Origin of the sequence: Microbispora sitophila, from assembly GCF_014892245.1 — a bacterium.
GTDB lineage: Bacteria > Actinomycetota > Actinomycetes > Streptosporangiales > Streptosporangiaceae > Microbispora > Microbispora siamensis.
On the sequence record NZ_JADBGC010000002.1, the window covers coordinates 180,848 to 200,094 of the forward strand.

General features: G+C 66.2%; 20 protein-coding genes. 8 read left to right on the top strand and 12 right to left on the bottom strand.

Annotated elements, in window-relative coordinates; all coding sequences use genetic code 11:
- Nucleotides 1-45 precede the first annotated feature (45 nt).
- The 3 genes from IL992_RS04085 to IL992_RS04095 all read right to left on the bottom strand — a co-directional run bounded on the left by IL992_RS04085 (nucleotide 46) and on the right by IL992_RS04095 (nucleotide 4,402).
- Nucleotides 46-3,168, bottom strand: a complete 3,123-nt coding sequence (locus tag IL992_RS04085) for an NACHT domain-containing protein (protein WP_193201951.1) — start codon at nucleotides 3,166-3,168, stop codon at nucleotides 46-48.
- Nucleotides 3,169-3,479: 311 nt separating this feature from the next.
- Entirely contained in the window at nucleotides 3,480-3,689 is a 210-nt protein-coding gene (locus IL992_RS04090) for a hypothetical protein (RefSeq protein WP_193201952.1), read from the bottom strand.
- Nucleotides 3,690-4,045: 356 nt separating this feature from the next.
- On the bottom strand, nucleotides 4,046-4,402 hold the full coding sequence (locus tag IL992_RS04095) for a hypothetical protein (RefSeq protein ID WP_193201953.1): 357 nt from the start codon (nucleotides 4,400-4,402) through the stop codon (nucleotides 4,046-4,048).
- An 819-nt stretch (nucleotides 4,403-5,221) separates the two neighbouring features.
- Here IL992_RS04095 and IL992_RS04100 point away from each other — a divergent pair.
- Nucleotides 5,222-5,485: a hypothetical protein gene (locus tag IL992_RS04100; RefSeq protein WP_193201954.1), complete on the top strand. Its 264-nt coding sequence runs from the start codon at nucleotides 5,222-5,224 to the stop codon at nucleotides 5,483-5,485.
- A 112-nt stretch (nucleotides 5,486-5,597) separates the two neighbouring features.
- On the opposite strand, the gene IL992_RS04105 is transcribed toward IL992_RS04100, so the two are convergent.
- Together IL992_RS04105 and IL992_RS04110 are read right to left on the bottom strand one after the other, a co-directional pair.
- Nucleotides 5,598-6,059: a hypothetical protein gene (locus IL992_RS04105; protein WP_193201955.1), complete on the bottom strand. Its 462-nt coding sequence runs from the start codon at nucleotides 6,057-6,059 to the stop codon at nucleotides 5,598-5,600.
- 219 nt (nucleotides 6,060-6,278) lie between these two features.
- A complete protein-coding gene (locus IL992_RS04110; protein WP_193201956.1) occupies nucleotides 6,279-6,887 on the bottom strand; it encodes a TetR/AcrR family transcriptional regulator in 609 nt (202 codons plus the stop codon).
- A 56-nt stretch (nucleotides 6,888-6,943) separates the two neighbouring features.
- Between IL992_RS04110 and IL992_RS04115 the strand changes: the two genes are divergently transcribed.
- Nucleotides 6,944-7,828 (top strand): alpha/beta fold hydrolase, encoded by an 885-nt coding sequence (locus IL992_RS04115; protein WP_193201957.1) that lies wholly within the window; start codon nucleotides 6,944-6,946, stop codon nucleotides 7,826-7,828.
- Between the two features lie 162 nt (nucleotides 7,829-7,990).
- Nucleotides 7,991-8,695, top strand: a complete 705-nt coding sequence (locus tag IL992_RS04120) for a hypothetical protein (RefSeq protein ID WP_193201958.1) — start codon at nucleotides 7,991-7,993, stop codon at nucleotides 8,693-8,695.
- Nucleotides 8,696-8,841: 146 nt separating this feature from the next.
- Here IL992_RS04120 and IL992_RS04125 read toward each other — a convergent pair whose 3' ends face one another.
- The 3 genes from IL992_RS04125 to IL992_RS04135 form a co-directional block, all read right to left on the bottom strand.
- Nucleotides 8,842-9,399 (bottom strand): hypothetical protein, encoded by a 558-nt coding sequence (locus tag IL992_RS04125; RefSeq protein ID WP_193201959.1) that lies wholly within the window; start codon nucleotides 9,397-9,399, stop codon nucleotides 8,842-8,844.
- A gap of 177 nt (nucleotides 9,400-9,576) precedes the next feature.
- Entirely contained in the window at nucleotides 9,577-10,269 is a 693-nt protein-coding gene (locus IL992_RS04130) for a metal-dependent transcriptional regulator (protein WP_193201960.1), read from the bottom strand.
- An 8-nt stretch (nucleotides 10,270-10,277) separates the two neighbouring features.
- Nucleotides 10,278-10,811, bottom strand: a complete 534-nt coding sequence (locus IL992_RS04135; RefSeq protein WP_193201961.1) for a YbhB/YbcL family Raf kinase inhibitor-like protein — start codon at nucleotides 10,809-10,811, stop codon at nucleotides 10,278-10,280.
- Nucleotides 10,812-10,968: 157 nt separating this feature from the next.
- On the opposite strand from IL992_RS04135, the gene IL992_RS04140 reads away from it, so the two are divergent.
- Both IL992_RS04140 and IL992_RS04145 read left to right on the top strand, forming a co-directional pair.
- Entirely contained in the window at nucleotides 10,969-11,667 is a 699-nt protein-coding gene (locus IL992_RS04140) for a GntR family transcriptional regulator (protein WP_193201962.1), read from the top strand.
- A gap of 193 nt (nucleotides 11,668-11,860) precedes the next feature.
- Complete coding sequence (locus IL992_RS04145; protein ID WP_193201963.1) at nucleotides 11,861-12,367, top strand: hypothetical protein; 507 nt, start codon at nucleotides 11,861-11,863, stop codon at nucleotides 12,365-12,367.
- A 79-nt stretch (nucleotides 12,368-12,446) separates the two neighbouring features.
- Here IL992_RS04145 and IL992_RS04150 read toward each other — a convergent pair whose 3' ends face one another.
- Nucleotides 12,447-13,025: a hypothetical protein gene (locus IL992_RS04150; protein WP_193201964.1), complete on the bottom strand. Its 579-nt coding sequence runs from the start codon at nucleotides 13,023-13,025 to the stop codon at nucleotides 12,447-12,449.
- A 103-nt stretch (nucleotides 13,026-13,128) separates the two neighbouring features.
- Here IL992_RS04150 and IL992_RS04155 point away from each other — a divergent pair, with 103 nt between their 5' ends.
- The gene (locus IL992_RS04155; protein ID WP_193201965.1) at nucleotides 13,129-13,902 is read left to right on the top strand and encodes an SDR family NAD(P)-dependent oxidoreductase; all 774 of its coding nucleotides are present in this window, start codon (nucleotides 13,129-13,131) and stop codon (nucleotides 13,900-13,902) included.
- A gap of 22 nt (nucleotides 13,903-13,924) precedes the next feature.
- On the opposite strand, the gene IL992_RS04160 is transcribed toward IL992_RS04155, so the two are convergent.
- The gene (locus IL992_RS04160) at nucleotides 13,925-14,581 is read right to left on the bottom strand and encodes a response regulator (RefSeq protein WP_193201966.1); all 657 of its coding nucleotides are present in this window, start codon (nucleotides 14,579-14,581) and stop codon (nucleotides 13,925-13,927) included.
- Nucleotides 14,571-16,643, bottom strand: a complete 2,073-nt coding sequence (locus tag IL992_RS48210) for a sensor histidine kinase (RefSeq protein WP_193201967.1) — start codon at nucleotides 16,641-16,643, stop codon at nucleotides 14,571-14,573. The genes IL992_RS04160 and IL992_RS48210 overlap by 11 nt, the downstream gene beginning before the upstream one ends.
- Nucleotides 16,644-16,877: 234 nt before the next feature.
- On the opposite strand from IL992_RS48210, the gene IL992_RS04170 reads away from it, so the two are divergent.
- A complete protein-coding gene (locus tag IL992_RS04170; protein ID WP_193201968.1) occupies nucleotides 16,878-17,510 on the top strand; it encodes a hypothetical protein in 633 nt (210 codons plus the stop codon).
- 10 nt (nucleotides 17,511-17,520) lie between these two features.
- Here IL992_RS04170 and IL992_RS04175 read toward each other — a convergent pair whose 3' ends face one another.
- A complete protein-coding gene (locus IL992_RS04175) occupies nucleotides 17,521-18,381 on the bottom strand; it encodes a helix-turn-helix domain-containing protein (protein WP_193201969.1) in 861 nt (286 codons plus the stop codon).
- Between the two features lie 101 nt (nucleotides 18,382-18,482).
- On the opposite strand from IL992_RS04175, the gene IL992_RS04180 reads away from it, so the two are divergent.
- Complete coding sequence (locus IL992_RS04180; RefSeq protein WP_193201970.1) at nucleotides 18,483-19,178, top strand: SDR family NAD(P)-dependent oxidoreductase; 696 nt, start codon at nucleotides 18,483-18,485, stop codon at nucleotides 19,176-19,178.
- Nucleotides 19,179-19,247: the final 69 nt, after the last annotated feature.

A 19,247-nucleotide genomic window follows, 5' to 3' on the forward strand; every position in this document is an offset into this window, starting at 1 on the left:
TGCATTGAGTGGAAGAGGTTGGTTTCGCTCTGAACGTTCCGATTCCTATACATCCTTGCCCAAACTCTCAAGGATCTTGGCGAGAGCTTCCTGGGATTCCGCGTGACTGCTCTCATCCAAGTCCTGATTTATTCGTTGAATAAGCTCATCTTGTGACCAGACAAGACCCGTTAGATATGAGATTACATAAGCGGCTACCCTCTGGCTGGGCACAGGTCCTTCACGCGAGATTGGCTGCTCCTCTGCTTCCCTCCAAAGAAAAGCCGCCACGTGATCAGTTGCCCCGCCTATTGAGAAGGGCCTTAAAATGGGAAGTGCGTGAATTAGCCAGGCGCAAAGCCTTTGCTGCTCGCTGTTCTCCGAGGACATCCATATGGAGAGTGCACGAATTCGCAACCTGTTCAACGTATCTAGGGGTAGATCGAGCAGTCGAGCACCCCAGCAGAGCGACCAGATCACTACTACCTGTAGAGATTCCGACTCAGCGGTTTCGTCTAAAAAGATAGATATCGCTTCAGAAATTGCCGCTTCGAGCTCATCTATAGAGATCTGCTGCGGAAAGGCCTCCACCTCGTCCTCGGAGAGGAGCTGGCGATTCTGGACCTCGGTATATGCCGCCTGAGCTAGGGCCGATGCACCAAACAATCGATCATTGTGATCCGTGCTCGTCAGTAGGTCGAGTATCGTTGGGAATTCGGCGTCATGATCGTGCAGCTTGTGGTAGAAAGCGCCAAGCGCTGACGCTGGGGTCAGAGGGTCGCTAGCGTTGCGGGTGAAACTGTCGAGACAGGCTTGCTTGAACTGGTCGGCGTACCGAGTTTCAGCTAATGAGGTAGCCATTTCTTCCGCGGTCTGTCCGTCTGGATCTCCTGCGCTAATCCAATCAAGACACGCGTCAATCGCATCGCGGGCAACTTCAGGTGTTACCGGAACCTCGTCCTCTAGACACGTTATAAGGCTGTCATACGAGCTAGAGATGGAATTATTCTCCTCGCCTGTTGACTGTGTCCGCTCCCTCAGCAGACCTATCAGATGCTTGACTATTCCTGATGCTCCTCTACGGCTCAAGACTGCAGTGAGGGCGATAGTTTCACGCCAGCTATCGTCCGTAAATCTTTCCGCAATGACGTCGACGGGACTAAGGTCCAAGAGGGCTGTGGGCAGATAGCTATTAGCAATCGCTACCGCGGCAAGATACTCTTGAAAAGTTAAGTGTTTAAACTCATAGACATCTACGAGTTGGCCATCCTGCTCTAACAAGCCGCTCGCCGTCAGCAGGCTGCTTCTCTCTTCTACTCGGTGAAGAAACTCGGATGCAGGTAAAGCGGTGTAAGCTAAAACATCTGGCAAGTCGGCACGAGCTTTATTCAAATAATCGACTAGCGTAGGTCCAGTAATGCTGGTTACGCCTTCGCTCATCATGCAATATGCCGTATAAGCGAGCTGTGGTATTACCTCTTCCAGATCGAGCGGGTCGTGGCCTTCCACGTTCCAGGTCATAAGCAGAACTTCAATCGCCTTCTGGTAGAGCACACTGCGTCGGCGAGGCAGCTGGCCCATCCACCGTCGAACCAGAAGAAGCGTCGTGAGTAACAGAGGATTTGTAGCCAAGCGAAGTACTCGATCTGAAGCATGAATAGCTTGCGCAAGCGATAGAGCAGCCTCAGTGACGGCTGCGCTGGATCCCACGACATGACGATGCCATGCGATAGTGAGCTCGGTGATTGCTTTTGTAGATAACGGAGCAACTCGAAATGGTTGACAAAAGGAGCGCACAGCGCCGGCCACGGCCCTGTAGCCGGTCTCTCTAGAAGTAAGTATAAGCTGCACATTTGGATAAAGGGAGAGAAAGGTCCTCAATTGGATAACAAAGGCTTGCCTGTCCGATGGACTGTGAATCTCATCAAGCCCATCTACGAGAAGGAGTAATTTCCCTTCCCGCAATATGGATGCGACCATCTCCTGAAACGATTGAGCCATATCCGGCATCTCGGCTCGGACCGCCAGGTCTCGGATTACTTCGATGATGGGCCGCTTGGCCAAGCTTCCGAGGTGTCGACACTTAATGACTACCGGAAGCCAGTCCTCGCTTGGTAGTGGATCGGTCGACGAAGGGGGACGGTCGGCATCTGCATAGGATACTGCCAGATGCTTAATTAGAGTCGTCTTCCCTGATCCCGGCAAGCCTAGTATTGCTATGTGTTTAAAGTTCGCTATAGCGTAACCAATGGAAGACGATTTATGCGCTTCAAATCTTGCCCATGCGTGAACGTCATCTGGTGCCTGATACTCCCGGTTGTCCCGAATTTCATCCAAGTTGATATCCACGTACAAGTCATCGAGGACGAAACTTCGTGAACCGATTTCATGGTCAACTGGCAAGCCTTCAAGAGTTATAAAGTTGTACTCCCTGCGTACGTATTCGAGGTACCTTTCCCTCATGTTAGATACCTCAGGCTTCGAGGGTGTTATGAGAGGGTTGACGAGCTCATAACGAGCGGCTTCGTGATTAATAGATAGTGCTACTTGTCTCAATTCGACACATATTTCCCCTGCTAATAGCTCCCCGTCTGCGTGAATAAGGCAGACCTGTGTCCTGAGGTGTGCGCGCTGAATGTAGATAGCCCATATCCATCCTTGTTCACATGCCAATAGCTCCACGTTTGGATCTATGGTTCCATCTATGCCCGAGGCCTCGCAAGCGCGAGACGCTGTTTCTATTGCGCGCTCGCTAGCCACGACGACCCCACCCGCAATAAGCTGACGAACAAGATCTTTGCTATCGATAAGTATGACGCGTTTCGGAGACATGGATTGCTCCTGCGCGAGGACGGAATCACGAAATCCTCCGATTGATACAAAGTAACCGTGGATTGTTGTCCCCGGATTCTCTCGTCGCTCGGCATCCAGGGCTCCAATAAATTTATTGACATCACTTCCTCCTATTCGCCCTATGGATGCCTTGCACTCCGCTCTCATCTTAGAATCCTCGAAGCGATGAGCGCCCGAAATGTCCAATTCGCGGCCAGACTTTGCGACGTTGAACAGGAAACCTTCGTACCCTAAGGTGTGGAACAAGTCTCCTGTGAGTCGCGTAAGTAGGTCCCCCTTGGTATTGTTGTCGATCGCTATGATAGATACCTTGGCTGATATCTTTTTGTGAGGCATGATTGTAATTCCAAAGGTGTAGATGTATGTTTGCTTGATTTGTGGCCCTCGCTTGGCCTTCAAAGTTCTATCGTTTTAATGCCTGCTGATGTTACATGAGGCGGGCCAGTGTGCCATCTATAGCGTTCAGCTCCCGGCAAGCACTACGGCCGGCTGTTAGGGGCGACTTCTGACGCGACGTTTGTACGAGGGGCGGGCGCGCCTCGGCAGGCTTAGGCCCCGCAGCTATCGCATCCAATAGCATTGTTGTGTGTTGTCTAGTCCCACGACATGATTGACAGTTCTGTCCCACCACATGCTTGACGGGCACCCTAGGAAACATGACCGGCCTTGCGGGGCCGGGCCGCTTTGACGCTGCGGACGGGTTGAGTGGTGGTGCGGCGGACCACGCGGGTGTCGTCGGGCAGTTCGATGGTCAAGGTGGTGTCGCTGACGTGCACCGTGACGATCGCGCGGGCGTGAATGCGGCCGAGGGCGACCTTCTGCCCGACGACCATGATGACCCCGCTGTTGCTGGCCACCCGCTGCACCGTGACCGGCTCGGCCGAGGGCCTCGGTGGCGGCCCACGAAAGATCGACCGAAAACGGCACCTGTCAAACATGTCCTGGGACTGATGTGTCAAGCATGTCGCGGGACAGGACACATTGTTGTGTGTGTGCTGCCGAGTTGACCTTATTGGGATCAAGACGGCGGCGCTGCGCGCCGCCGCACCGCGGCCCGTCGCTCGCTCGCCGTCCGGGCGTGCGGCCTGGGGGCCGGTCCCGGCCGGCAGCGGCTAGGGCCGCTCGCCGCACACCAACCCGCCGTACCCAACGTAGTCGCCGCCCGCAGCGCAGCGCCCCCACACCCTGTACCCCGAGCGCACCGTCGGCCCAATCAGCGATCAGGAATGGCGACCCAGTCCTGTGCCCACCAGCGATAGCCGCTGTCGTCTTTGATCACACCGACGATCCTGTTACGGCGGATCTCCACGATGTAGAACTCCTCGTGGGGATCACGGAAGCGGAACCCACACACGGGGCAGCCGGTGAGAACCCCTTGCGCCCATACGCCTGGAATCCCGGGGTTTCCTGTCCACTCCCAGCGGTTCTCCCAGACGAGGTCCTGGCCAACCTGGTAGTCGCAGAGGATGAGATCGCCATAGTAGATCTGGACGAACCATCCCCTGCGGTCCTTGCGGCACCTTGGGCAGTGGATCGGCTCGGGAACCATGACCTGGTTGAACATCCCCATGAGGCAGATCCTTGGCACCCTGTCTGAGCATCGGCAACCGTATATCGCCTCCGGCGGGCGCTCCGGCTCCGGGATGGCGCCGAGCTGGAGACTGCGGGCCGTAGATGGCTGAGGTAGGAGCCGCGCATCCCTCCTGCCATCGACCCAGGCAGAGCCCAGCAGACCGACTCCTCCGGCTCAAGCCCGTCTATGGCCCTTGGCGTCCAATGGCCGAGGAACGGCGAGCGGCTAAGGTACACGCGAAGACGGGCTTGCCCCTCCGTCGCCGGCCCGCTGCCGCTTCGCGGTGGGTCGACGGCATACGGGATGCGCGGAGGGCGAGACGTGCGCGTCCGCGCAGGTCACGAGCCCGCTCTAGTTGCAGTTTCAGTTGCAGTTCCCCGCCGTCCCAGGCAGTTCCAGGAGGATCGCCGGGCGGTGTTGGTCCAGGTGGAACGGATCGGGACGGCCGAGAGCCGAGCTGCTAATGCGGTTTGGGTCTTAAGCCCATCCGGGGTTCAAATCCCCGAGCCTCCGCAGTTCAAAGCCCCTCTCGCCGGTCTTCGGTGAGAGGGGCTTTTTGATCTCCACAGGGCCTCTAGTCGCAGTTGCCTTCAGCCTTCGCCCCACAGGGCCGCCCCCATGCGCTCACTCGCGTCCTTCACCTGGGGACTGGCGATGTGGGTATGGCGCTCCGTGGTCGTCACTCGCGCATGCCCAAGGATCCCTTGCACTTGCCGTGTCGGAGCCCACGAGTCCGCAGCGGAACGATCAGTCGAAAGTCGTCGTTGGATCGCTCGATCCGTCTTCCGGCGGTGCCCTTAATTGGATGAGGTCACTGTGGTTCTCCTCGGCAACGATGGCCCTCCGCCTCTGGTCGTGGATGCGCGGCGTGCTCGTGAGCGCGGGCATCAGATCTATGTGACTCGAATCGTGGCGGAGCCGAAGAAGCCCGATCAGAGCCAGACGATGTGGAATGTCGCCGAAGAGATCGAACTCATCGAGCAGGAAGGATGGCGCTTCGATCAGATGGTCGAGAGCGTAACGACCACGCCCTTCCGCTACTCTCAGGCGTTCACGTGCGTCTTTCGCCGGGACAGTTGACGACAAAGGCGGCTGTCGCGTCGTCGTGGGTCTTGCTGCGTGGCCAGCGTTCGCCGTGGGGGTCCGATCGCTCGGCATCACGGACCTGCCGAATCAGTTCAGCTGGCCCTTGCTAGGCCAGGGTGTCGAGGCGCGACGCCCAGGTGGTGAATTGGTAGCGGTTGACGGCGTCGGCGGCTCCGTCGGTCAGCAAGGTAGCGGCGCGGACCTGGTCGGTGGGGATGGTGCCGGTGAGGGCTTGGTCTGCGGCGAGGGGGTCGGTGGAGGCGACCCAGAAGCCACCGTCGCGGTTGCGGTATCGGCCGAGGGTTTCGACGTACTCGCGGCGGGCTTCGGCGTGTTCGGGGATGCCGCCGCGCAGGCTGTCGAGGCGTACGCGGTGGGGTGCGGCGACCTGTTCTAGCCGGTCGTCGCAGATCACCGTCGGCTCGGAGGCACAGGTGTCGAGGATGAGGGTGCTGTCGCCGAGGACGAGCCAGTCGAGGTGGTCGGCGGCTTGGCGGAGCATGATGACGGCGGCGGAGGGGGAGCCGCCGTGGGTCAGGTCGCAGGTGAAGTCGTGCGGTGAGGTCACGTGCTTGATGCCCTGGGCGAAGAGTTCGGCAGGGGGCCGGCGCTTTGGGTCATCTCGGCGAGCAAGGTGGCGGTATCGAGGTGGGGCGGCCAGGTCAGTGGCGCGCAGGATGAGCGCACGCGAAGTCCCGACTGCTGACCCACGCGGGTTGGGATCGCGGTCGGGCCAGGCGGGATTCCTCGGGACGGCGCGCGATGGCTTGGTGGGTGTGGCTCACTTTCAAGCCCCGCCGGGGTTGGGCGTGGGCAGGTCTTGCTGGATGCCGGTGAGCAGCCAGCTCAGGCCCTGGTGAAAGTTGTCGTGCATCTCCGCGGTGCTGGGCTGGTGCTCGGTGCCGGTTTCCTGTGGCAGGTGGCTGGTGAACGCGGCGAAGCCGATCGTGTAGACGATCAGCACTCGTAGTGCTTCGGTTACGGTCGGTTCGGAAATGCCTGTCCGGCGAAGGAGCGTGGCAGTGATCTCGCCGAGACGCTGTGCGTTGGGGCCATGGGCGCCCTGGCGGCTGAGGTAGAGCGGTACGAGGTCGGGGTGGGCCAGGAGCACGGTGTAGGTCGAGGTCATGAGTTGGTGTAGGCCGGCGGTCGGATCGTCGATGTCGGCTGCTGGTACGTCGACTTCCGCGAGCACGTCGTCGAGCAGGTCGTCGAGCAAGGATGTTTTGTTCGCTATGTGGCTGTAGAGGGCGTTCGGCGCGACGTCGAGGCGTCTGGCCAGAGCGCGCATCGACAGGGCTGCCAAGCCGTGCTCGGCCAGCAGTTCGCGGGCGGCCCCGAGCACGGCCGTACGGGTGAGGCCGGCTCGGTGGCCGGGAGCACGTCCATGTTCCACGACCCTTACTGTACGGTGTCCAGTATCAATTGGACGTTGTACAGTTGAGGGTGAGTATGAGCAGCATCCCTGGTCTGGTCGAACAGACGGTGCCGGTGAACGGCGCGGGAGTGCATGTCGTTCATGGCGGTGCCGGGCATCCGGTGCTGCTGCTCCACGGCTTCCCCCAGACCCATCTGGCGTGGCGGCATGTGGCCGCGTCACTGGTCGAGGACTTCCGGGTGGTGTGTGCGGACCTGCCCGGCTACGGCGCCAGCGACCCGCCCGCGGGAGGCGACAGCCCTGCCGGGTACACGAAGCGTGCCACGGCCGCGGCGATGGTAGCGGTGATGCGCGAACTCGGTCACGAACAGTTCAGCATCGTCGGGCACGATCGGGGAGCGCTGGTGGCCTTCCGAGCCGCACTCGACCACCCCGACGTGATCAAGCACCTCGCGGTGCTCGACGTGATCCCCACGGTCGACAACTGGGCCGCGCTCCACGGCGCCGGCGGGGTGTTCGCGTTCCACCTGTATCTGCTCGCCCAACCATCCGACCTGCCCGAGCGGTTGATCACAGCCGACCCGGACACGTTCTTCGGGCATTTCCTGGACACCTGGACGGTCGAGCCAGACGCGATTCCCATGGACATACGGGCCGCCTACCTGACCGCGGCCCGCGCACCACGAGCGATCCACGCGATCTGCCAGGACTACCGCGCCAGCGCGTTCATCGACACCGAACACGACCGAACCGACCGCGACGCCGGCCGCCGGCTGACGATGCCGGTCCTGGCGATGTGGCAGGACCCCGGCGACATCGTCCTGCCGTTCGACCCACAGCAGGTGTGGGCCGGCTGGGCACCCGACCTGCGCACCCACGTCCTGCCCTGCGGGCACTTCCTTCCGGAAGAACGTCCAGACGAGGTCACCGCCGCTATCCGCGGCCTCATCGCCCGGTGAACCCGGCAGAACCTGCCCGCAGCCCGGCCTGCCGCCCCCGTGCCGTGCCGACCTACGCCACAGCTCGGGCGCGTACACCCACCAGGAACCCGCCTGGCGGGCAGGTCCAACCAGCACACGTTGCGATCCGGGGCAACATCAGGCCCGCAATAGCATCCGAGCATGGACACGCCGTCAGATCTCGACCGCGCGTTGGACGCTCTCTACGCGAACTTCTCCCGGTATCCGCTTCCAGCCAAGACCGACGTGTGTGACCACTGCGTGTCCGATGAACAGGTTCGCGCGACGCGCGCAGCACCCCTCCACATGCTCACCGCATCCGCATTGGGGCCGTACGCCGGCCATGCCCTGTCCACCTGGGGGGACCTCGACGAGTTCAAGCACTTCCTACCCCGGCTTCTCGAACTGCTCATCCTCGAAGAACTCGACGGCTTCTTTCACGCCGAGTCCCTGATGAGCCGGGTCAGCGCCAGTTGGAGAAGTTGGAGACAACAGGAGCAGGAAGCAATCATCGCCGCCGTCGGCGCATGGTGGCGGCACACGCTGAACCACTATCCGCGCGACGTCGACATCATGATGTTGATCGAAATCATCGCCGACGGCCTGGAGTTGGATCTGGCTCCCTACCTGGCGGAGTGGGAGTCCAACACCACCGAGGCGGCGGCCCGCCACATGGCGTGGCTCATGCACGACTTCACCGTCGCCGTCGCCCAGGACGCCGAGTGGTATGCGCTCCTGGACAGATGGATCAGGGGAACGGCACCCGCGGCGATCCTGGAGCGTGCCTTCTTCTCCGCCGGCTCACCGGAAGTGGCCCAGGAACTCTCCGACGCACTCGAGACTCACCGCATCTGGAGCCGACACTGAACCGCCATTGGGCCGCCATCGGCCGGGCCCTCCGGCTACGGGGGGCCCGGAGCTGGAGAGCGCGGGCCGTAGGGGGCTGAGGCAGGAGCCCGCGCATCCCTTCTGCCATCGACCCAGGCTGTTCGCACGATCCCTGTTGGTGGCCGCTATTCCTCACCCGAGTAGATCAATTTGTATTGCGGGCCGTCCAGCCATTCCAGGTCCAGGTGCGCTCCGCTGTCCCTCTGTACCAGCGCCATCGCGCTCGCGTGGGACAACGGGGCGGAGGGTTCCGGCAGTCTGCGCAGGAGGTGATCCAGCGCGTGCGGATCCGGCCCGTACACCTCGCCAGGGTCCAAACGAGGCATGGTGAGTCGCACGCGTCCATCAGTCGCGTAGGTCAGACAGGCATTCCCGTTGACGTTCCATTCGAGATGCCACACCCGAGCGCCGACGCTCAGGCGCTCCAGCTCAGAGGGTCTGTAACAAGAGAAGAGCCCGCCCCGGAGATCGAGGAGCATGATCGAAGGGCCGGCCTCGTCGATGAACACCCCGGAGCCCTCGACATCGGATTCCTCAAGCTCGTAGTCAGGCCCTGCGACCAACTCGGCTACCTGGATGCTGATCGGCCCGCCGAGTGACTGAAGGACCGTCCAGGAGAGTCCGACATCAAGGGCGACATCGAGCATTCGCTCGTAGTGCAGGGCAAGTTCGTCATGCGCCATGGGCGAATGATCACATCGCACGCCGACAGTTCTGAACGTCTGAGTGGGCGTCGCGCCCCTGGCCGCGGTGACGTCGCGGTGACGTCGCGGGTTGCCGCGACGAGGATGGCCCTCGACCGTGATCGTGGTCGAGGGCCATCCTCGTGCCAGGGCAAACGGGCCGGCGCCCGGCTGGATTCAGCGCTTGGCCACGAAGACGTGCGCGGCGGTCTGTGTGGGGAGTTCGGCGGTCTCCCCGCCGCTGCCGACCATCACGCGGCCGGGTGACGACGTCACGCTCACGACCGCGCCGGGCCGTACCCCGGCGTGCCGCAGGGCGTACATCAGCCGGGGGTCGGTCTGGATCGGCTCCCCGATGCGCCGTACGACCGCGCTCGCGCCGTTGGGCCCGGGCTCCAGGTCGCTGAGGCTGACGATGCTCTCGTCGAGGAACGGATCCGCGATGCCCTCCTCGCCGAGCTCCTCCAGGCCGGGGATCGGGTTGCCGTAGGGCGACTCCGTCGGGTGGCGCAGCAGGTCCAGGACGCGGCGTTCGACGGCCTCGCTCATGACGTGCTCCCAGCGGCAGGCTTCGGCGTGGACCTGCTCCCACTCCAGCCCGATCACGTCGACGAGCAGGCACTCCGCGAGCCGGTGCTTGCGCATCACGCGCGTGGCCATCCGCCGTCCCTCCTCCGTCAACTCCAGGTGCCTGTCACCGGCGACGTGCAGCAAACCGTCGCGCTCCATGCGGGCGACGGTCTGGCTGACGGTGGGGCCACGCTGGTTCAGGCGCTCGGCGATACGGGCACGCATGGGGACCACGCCTTCCTCCTCGAACTCCAGGATGGTGCGCAGATACATCTCCGTGGTGTCGATGAGTCCGGACATGCTGTTCGTCAGGCGGGGGTTTCGGCGGTCGCGGTCAAGACCGCGCGGCCGAGAGTATGGCCGGCCATGGTGAAGCCGAGGAGGGCCGGGGTGGCGTCGGCCGGGACGCCGATGGACTCGACATCGAGGGCGTGCACCACGATGAAGTAGCGGTGCGGGCCGTGCCCGGCCGGCGGCGCGGCGCCGACGAAGCGGGCCGCGCGGACGTCGTTGGGCAGTTGGAAGGCGCCCTCGGGCAGGCCCGAGCCCGTGTCGTCGCCGGCCCCCTCGGGCAGCTCGGTGACGGCGGCGGGGATGTCGGCGACCGCCCAGTGCCAGAAGCCGGACCCGGTGGGGGCGTCCGGGTCGTAGACGGTGACGGCGTAGCTCTTGGTGCCTTCCGGGGCGCCGCTCCAGGACAACTGGGGGGAGATGTCCTTGCCGCCGGGGATGCCGGAGGAGAACTGCTCGGGCGCCCAGGCGGCGCCGTCGGTGACGGTGGTGCTGGTGACGGTGAAGGAGGCCGCCTCGGGGAGGCGGGCGAAGGGGTCGTTGGCGCTCATCGCGTCGTTCCTTTCAGGCCGTGCTGCGGGCTGGCGGTGATGCGGCCGGCGGAGAGCCCGCGGTTCGCGTAGAGGCATCGCCGTCGCCTCTCGCCGACTGTTGAATCGACTCTAACACGAAAAATCGATTATTTGTCGGATCGTCTATGATGACCGCATGACCCAGACGGCTCACCCCTCGAACTCGTCGGGGAAGCAGATGCTCTCCGAGCAGGTCTACGCGCACCTGCGGGATGCGATCATGCGCGGGGACTACGCCCCCGGTGACGCGCTCAAACCGCAGGACCTCGCCAAGGAACAAGGCGTGAGCCTGGCCGTCGTGCGCGAGGCGCTCGTACGGGTGGTCGGCGAGGGCCTCGCCGACCGGTTGCCCAACCGCGGCTTCGCCGTCCCGGCCTTCTCCGACCGCCGCTGGCAGGAGATCGCGGAAGCCCGCCGGACCATCGAACCGGTCGTACTGCGCATGTCCATCGAGCGCGGCGACGTCGACTGGGAGGCCCGCGTACGAGCCGCTCACCACCGTCTGGCCCGCACCCCGGCGTTCGTGCCCGAGGAGGGCGAGTACTACAGCAGCGCATGGTCCGAGGCCCACCGGGTCTTCCACCGGACTCTGCTGGAGGGCTGCGGCAACCCCGTCCTGCTGGAGACGTTCGACCGGATGTGGACCGCGAGCGAGCTGGCTCGCCGCTGGGCGGCGCAGCGCAACCCCGACAGGGACGCCATCGGCGAGCACCGCCGGCTGGAGGAGGCGGCGCTGGCCCGCGACGCCGACACCGCGGCCGAGGTGCTGGCCCAGCACCTCACCCAGACCGCGGCCGCCCTGACGAGCTGTGCTCCCCAGACCAAGGAAGCCTGATACGCGCCTCGCCCCAACCTGACCGGACGGGTACACCCGATCATCGGAGCGTGGCCGGATCGCGGCCCCCATGTGCTCGCTCGTGTCCCTTCGGCTGAGGACCGGCGGCGTAAGCGGGCGGGCCGGGTCCAGGTGGACTGGAGGCTCTGCCTACACCGCGCCGGCTCCGTAAGTGTTCCCATACGCTCTTCCGGTGCCGACATGGAAGAACGGGCGAACGGGGCGTCGCTTGTGGGCATGGTCCGTGGTCGCGGTGAGCGCGTCGCTGGTGCCATGGGTGTTGCTCGCGACGACGGATGGCGGAGGTTCCGAGCCGCCCTTGCCTTTGATGTTGGTCGCCGTCTCCCTCGGCGGGGTCTCAGCGCGGGATCTCATCGCCCTGGACGTCTTCGTCATCGGCCTCCTGCCGCTTCTGACAGGCGTCGCAGCCGGGACGAGGTCTCGCGTACTGGTCGGCGCCGCCTGCGGCATCTGCGGCGTCCTGGGCCTGCTCCATCTGGTGCATTTCCTGGCGGAGCTTCCGATAACCCGCCTGCCGGCGGACGCCGACTTGGTCGTCGGCAGTCAGCCGGACTTCTACCTCGGCACGCGCCCGTATGGAGGGTTCTGGGCGCTGGCTCCCATCGCCTACGCGGTCAGCGCCATCGCACTCCTCGTCGCCACTTGTTGGGAAGGCCGTGGTGCCGGGCAGGACGTTTGACCTGCCTCCGATCAACAGGTCCGGCGCGGGCCACAACCACCGGCCCGTGATCGAGCCCCGTCGAGGGGCTGAAAAGGACTTAACTTCCCCAGGTGGCGTTCTGCAGCACGGTGGCGAGTCCGGGAGTGGCCCACTGGTCGACGATCAGGAGCCTCTCCTTCGGCAGGTACCACTCGCGCTGCTTGAACGTCGACTTCTCCGTCGCGTCGTCGTACGTGACGCAGCGCCCCGGCCATACGCGGTAGTGCGCCTTGTGGCCCTCTCCGATGTTCCGGTAACCGACCGCGATCGCCTTGCCGAGGACATGGCCGAGCTTGGGGTCGGTCGGGCAGGGCGCCACGTCGACGGCGGGATAGAACGGTCCGTTGACGGGGTTGTAGGGATGGAAGCCCTCGCCCCCGGTCTTGAGCGTCTTCGCTCCCATCACCCAAAAGCCCCGGCACCTGGGCTCGAAGTAGTGGCTCTTGGGCTTGGCGCAGGCGCCGGTCACCACGTGCACCTGGTCGGCGCTCCGATAGACCCGCCAGGTGCGGGGGATCTCCAGGGTCAGCCCGCCGGACAGCCGCAGGGACGTGGTGGAGGAGGCGGAGGCGCGGTCGGCGCCGGCCACGGCGACGGTCCCGATGACGGCACCGGCAGCGGCGACCAACGAGATCATTTTTCTCATCACGGGGCAAATAGTAGTGATGATCTATATACAGGTCATTTAGGGTACGTCGCTCGTCGGCCAGGTAGATCTCGATGCCGCGAAAGGGGCGGATGTGGGCTCTTCGTACGTTGTCACCGGGGGTGGGCGTGGCGTCGGACGTGCGCTCGTCGAACGGCTCCTTGGCGACGCGAACAGCGTCGTCGTGATCGAATTCGACCCGTCGGCGATCGAGTGGACCCGCACCCACCCGGCGGGTTCCCGGGTCATCGCGGTGGCCGGCGACGCCGCCGACGAGGCCGTCGCGGAGCGGGCCGCCGACCTGGCACAGGCGGCGGGCCCACTCGCCGGCTGGGTCAACAACGCCGCCGTGTTCCGCGAGGCCTCACTGGACTCCCCGTCCGCGCGTGAGGTCCTGGACCTCATCGGGGCGAACCTCAACCCGGCGGTCGTCGGATGCATGACCGCGATCCGCCGCTTCCTGAACGCCGGTGCGGGCGGGGCGATCGTCAACGTCTCCTCCCACCAGGCGCAGCGGCCGGTGCGTGGATCCCTGCCGTACGCAACGGCCAAGGCCGCCGTCGAAGGACTCACCCGGGCACTCGCCGTCGACTACGGACCGCGCGGCGTCCGGGTCAACGCCGTCGCCCTCGGCTCGATCAGCACCGAACGCTATGAGGCGTTCCTCAGCAGCCAGGAGCCCTCGGCGGCCGCACGCGTCGAGAACGAGATGGGCCTGCTGCACCCGGTCGGCAGGGTGGGACGCCCGGAGGAAGTGGCCGCCGCCGTCGCCTACCTGCTGTCCGAGGACGCGAGCTTCATCAACGGCGCGACCGTCCCGATCGACGGGGGCCGAGCGGTGCTCGGACGCGACCCCGAAGAAGCCTGAAAGCCCGGCTCACCCGCGGCGGTCAGCGGCCGAGGCCGGCGTCCCTGGCGCGGATGATCGCCTCCGCTCGGTCGGCGGCCTGGAGCTTGGTGAGCACCGCGTGCACATGGTTGCGTACGGTCTTCTGGGACAGGAACAGCCGCGCGGCGATCTGGCTGTTCGACAGACCGGCGGCCACCAGGTCGAGCACCTCGTGTTCCCGGGCGGTCAGGGCCGGGAACAGCGAGACCCCGCCGCTCTGCGGCCTCGGCGCCAGGAAGTCGGCGATGCGCGAGGCCAGGACCGCGCCGAACACGACGCCCCCGCCGGCCACCGTGCTGATCGCGCGTACGACCTCGTCCGGCTCGGCGCCCTTGAGCAGATAGCCGCGGGCACCGGCGCGGAGCGCGTCGAAGATGGTGCCGTCCTCCTCGGACATCGTGAGCACCACGACGCCGATATCCGGGTGCTTCTCGAGGATGCGACGGGTGGCCTCGATGCCGTCCATGTCGGGCATCTGCACGTCCATGACCACCACGTCGGGTGCTCGCTCGTCCACCTGTTGAAGGGCCTCGACGCCGGTCGAGGCCGTCCCGGCGACCTCGACCTCGTCGATGCTGCTCAGCAGTGCCGCGAAGCCTTCACGGAACACCGGATGGTCGTCCACCACGAGGACCCTCACCGGCCGCTTACCGGTCATCTCCCACCTTTCCTGTAGACGTGAGCACGGGCGTCTGCCCGGACGACGTGACGGGCAGCCGCGCCCACACCCGCGTACCGGCCGGCTCCGCGGAGGTCACGATGCACGACCCGCCGAGTTCGGCGGCCCGTTCGCGCAACGACACCAGTCCCACACCGGCCACCGGCTCGGCGGCGAGGCCGACGCCGTCATCGACGATCAGCACGTCGAGGTGCCCGCCTTCGACGTCGCGGGTGAGCGACACCACGCACTCGCCGGCCTGCGCGTGCCGGACCACGTTGGTGATCGCCTCCGACGCGATTCGGTACGCGGCGACCTCCACGGCGGCCGGCAGGCCGGTGAGGTCACCCCGCTCCTCGACGCGTACGGTCAGTCCCGGGGCTCGCAGCCGCTCCGCCTGCTGACGGATCGCCCCGACCAGGCCGACGTCGTCCAGCGCGGGCGGACGCAGGCCGTGCACCAGCCGCCTCACCTCGGCGAGCATCCCGGTGAGCTCCTGACGAGCCAGGCCGAGGATCCGGTCGGCGTCCTCGTTCGACCGGCGGGCGGTGATCCGGGCGGTGTCGATCCGGGACGCGACCGCCGCCAGGGTCGGCCCGAGGCCGTCGTGGAGCTCGCGGCGCAGGCGGCGGCGCTCGTCCTCCACGGCCGACACGATGCCCTCACGGCTGCGCTGCAGTTCCTCCGCGAGCCGTACGGCACGGGCCGCCGCGGCGGCCTGGCGGATCAGGTCGGCCAGCAGCCGTTCGTCGCCGGACGTGAGCCGGCGGCGGGCGGCTCGGCGCGGCAGCAACAGCCGCCCGATTATCTCTCCCCGATAGGTGATGGGGAGCGCCTGCGTCTCGGCGGGACGCTCGCCGTCCTCGACGAGCAGCACCTCGCCGCTGACCTGGGTGATCTCCACGCCCACGTAGGGCGTACGGAAGGCTCGGGCCACCGTCTTGGCCAGCGTGACGAGTTGCGCCTCCGAATCGTCGGTCCGCTCCAGCCGCTCGGCGAGCCCGGACATCACGTGGTAGGGATCGTCCCGATCGCCGAGGATCCAGCGTCGCACCAGACGCCACAACCGGTGCCGGAGTTGCGCGTACAGGATGGCGACCGCGAAGACGGCGATGACCAGCCGCTCCCCCTCGTTCAGGCGTGGCCCGAGCAGCCGGCCGGCGCCGCCCAGGACCAGCAGGTCGAGGGCGAACGTCAGGGCGAGCAGGAGGCCGTACACGAGCGTCCCGCCGAGCAGCCGGTCGACGTCGACGAGATCCGGGCGCACGATCCCGATCGCGACCGACGCGGAGGTGAGGACCACGGCGACGGTCAGGCCGACGGCGCCGAGCCAATCGGGCAGCAGCCGGAACGTCAGCATGACCAGGAGGTCGACCACGGCCGCCCACAGCAGCCAGCGCATCCGGGCGCGGTCGACGCCGGTCACCGTACGGTAGCGCCGCACCACCACGACGAACGGCGTGACCAGGCTCAGTGGCAGGCTCAGCTGTGCCACCAGCAGCACACCGGTCCAGACGGCGTCCGGCAGCGGGAGATAGAGGGCCTCGAGGTTCAGCCTGCGCAGCGGCTCGGGCAGCGGGGTGGATTCCGCGGTCGCCTGGGCGATGGCGGACGGCGCCGCGATGAGGGCCAGCGGGAGCAGGCTCGTCAGCGCGAGGCTGAGCAGCGAGGCGACCCGCCACCGTCCGGAGGGCAGCTTCCCGTCCGGGAACAGCAGCAGTGCCAGGGGGAGCAGCAGCACCAGGCCCGCGCCGAGCCGCTGGTAGACGATGAAGGCGGCGGACGCGCCGGGGAGCGCGGGATCGTGCGTGGTGGCGTAGGCGAGCCACGACGACGCCACTCCGTCCAGCGCCCACCAGGCGCCGAAGGCCGACATCAGGCGTCCGAGGAGATGGCGCGGACAACTGCGGAGCACCATCATTCCGGCCGCGGCCAGTGCGACACCCGCTATCGCGTCGAACCCGCCCGGCTGCAGTTCGAGCACGGCACGGTGGGCCTGCGGCACCCGCAGATCGATGAGCGCTGCCACCGGTGTGGCGGTCACGGCGATCCCGAGGAGCACAGGCCCGAGGCTCAGGCGCGAAGGCCGACGAACCGTCACAATCTGCACCAGGAAAGTGTGCCTCAGCAGGTGGCCGATGTCCCTAGGACGAGGGTCCCACCTGGCCTGGGACGCGAGAGAGGCCGGGAATCGGGACACCATGCCCTGACCGTCTGGGTCGGCCGTTCATGAGGATCGTCCTCGTTGCCGCTCCCGACCTCACGAGTCGGCCGCCTCCCAGCCGAAGGAACAACGATGACCGAGACCTCGTCCGTACACGCCCAGCGCAGCGCCGGTGCGTCTTCGCCCGCGCCGCTCGCAGAAACGACCGTACGCCGGCTGGCCCTGGGCCTTTCCACCGGCGCACTGACCTGGTCGGCCGTCAGCTTCGTCTACGGCTTCGACCCCGAGGCCGAAACGGCACTCAAGATCACAGATCTGGGCGGTCTGGCGTTCCAGCTCGGCGCCTGGTGCCTTCTGGCGATCATGGTCCGTACCCGTGCGACCGGCGTGAGCCGCGTGGCACGCGCCATGCTGCAGGTCGAGCGAGTGTTGCTGGCCCTGGCCATGGCGTGGAGCGTCTCCCACGCCTTCCTGCCCGCCTCGCGTGACAGCGTCTGGATGGGGATCCTCGACGCGTTCTGGCCGCTGTCGATGCTGGGCATGTTCGTGATCGGCGTCAAGGTCGCCGTCAGCGGGCGGTGGCGCGGGGCGGCCCGCTTCTGGCCGCTCGTCGCCGAAAGCTGGGTGGTCGTGACCCTCCCGACCATGGCGATCTTCGGCACGTCCGTGTCGGACGTCGTCGGCGCGGCCCACCTGCTCGTGGGCTACACCACGCTCGGCCTCATCATCGCGTTCCGTCCCGAGCTCGTACGCGGCAGGGACTGAACCCGAGCTCTCAGAATCCCGGGGCCGTGACACCGGCGACGCGGGTGAGGTCGAGCTTGGTCTCGTCCTCGCTGCCGGGTACGGCCGTGTAGATGACGATCTTCAGGTCGGTGTCCGAGTCGGAGAGCACATCGCAGTCGACCATGATCTCTCCGACCGCCGGATGCCGGATCGTCTTGCGGTCCTCGGCGTGGCTGCCGACGGCGCCGGAGTGCCACAACCGGGCGAACCGGGGGTTGCCGTCCAGCGTCCGGCGGATCAGCCCGCTCAGGCGCGTGTCCTGGGGGTAACGGCCGGAGGCGCGGCGCAGGTCGGCGACGATGGCCCGGTCGGTCGCCTCCGCGTTCTCCGAGACGACGGGCCATGCCGCGAGGCGCCCGCGATCGGACGGTACGGGAAAGCGCGAACGCACCAGATTCCGCTCCTCGGGCGCGAGTACGGAGGGGTCGCCGAGGAGTGCCGCCCAACTGCGGTTCCACCACACCAGCCGCCAGTCGGCGGCGAACACGGCGACCGGCGCGTCGCCCAGCCGGGTGAGCACCCGCTGCATCCCGGGCGGGATGTGATCGCTGATCACGCCGTCCGGGGGCGGCTGCAGCCCGGCCAGCCGGTAGAGGTGATCGCGCTCGGCGCGGTCGAGTTGCAGCGCCCGCGCCAGCGCGGCGGCGACCTGCGCCGACGGCGTGGTCGCCCGGCCCTGCTCCAGCCGTACGACGTAGTCCACCGAGACGCCCGCGAGGTCGGCAAGCTCCTCGCGGCGCAGCCCGGCGGCACGGCGTACGCGGCCGGCGGGCAGGCCGACAGCCGCGGGGGAGAGCCGGTCGCGCCAGGCGCGGATGGTCGCGCCGAGGCTCGTCTCGTCCGTCGTCATGCGCCCATTCTGCGTCGGCGGCGAGACGCCAGGGTGGTACTGCCCGTCCTACCGGCGAGCTCTCCCTGGTTGCCCGCGCCCGGAAGGCCGACGCTCAAGGCATGACCATCACCTTCATCACCGGGGCCAACAAGGGCCTCGGCTTCGAGACCGCCCGTCGCCTCGTCGACCTCGGCCACACCGTCATCCTCGGCGCCCGGGACCCCGAACGCGGCCGGACGGCGGCCGACAAGCTCGGCGTACGCTTCGTGCGGATCGACGTCACCGACGACGCGTCCGTCGCCGCCGCGGCGGGCGACGTCGCCGCGCACGAGGGCCACGTCGACATCCTGATCAACAACGCCGGGATCCTCGGCCCGCACGTGCCCGCCGACGCGCTGACCGCGGACCACGCCCTCGAGGTCTTCCAGACGAACGTCGTGGGCATCGTCCGCGTGACGAGCGCCTTCCTGCCCCTTCTCCGTGAGTCGGAGCACCCGGCGATCATCAATGTCAGCAGCGGGACGGGATCGTTCGCGCTGACCCACGACCCCGAGCGGGTGGAGTCGACGGTCGTGGGGCCGCTGTACACGTCATCGAAGGCCGCGGTGACGATGCTCACGACGCAGTACGCGAAGGCGCTGCCCGGCATCCGGGTCAACGCCGCCGACCCCGGCTACACCGCGACCGACCTCAACGGGCACAGCGGCCCCCAGACCGTGACGGAGGGGACCGACGCGATCGTGACGCTCGCGACCGAGGGAGCCGACGGCGGAACGGGCCGGTTCATCGACCGTTTCGGGCCCGTGCCCTGGTGACGGCCAGGCCGGAACCGGCGGAGCGGTCGAGCGGTGTCCTGCGGCGGCACCGACCGGTCGGCGCGCCGC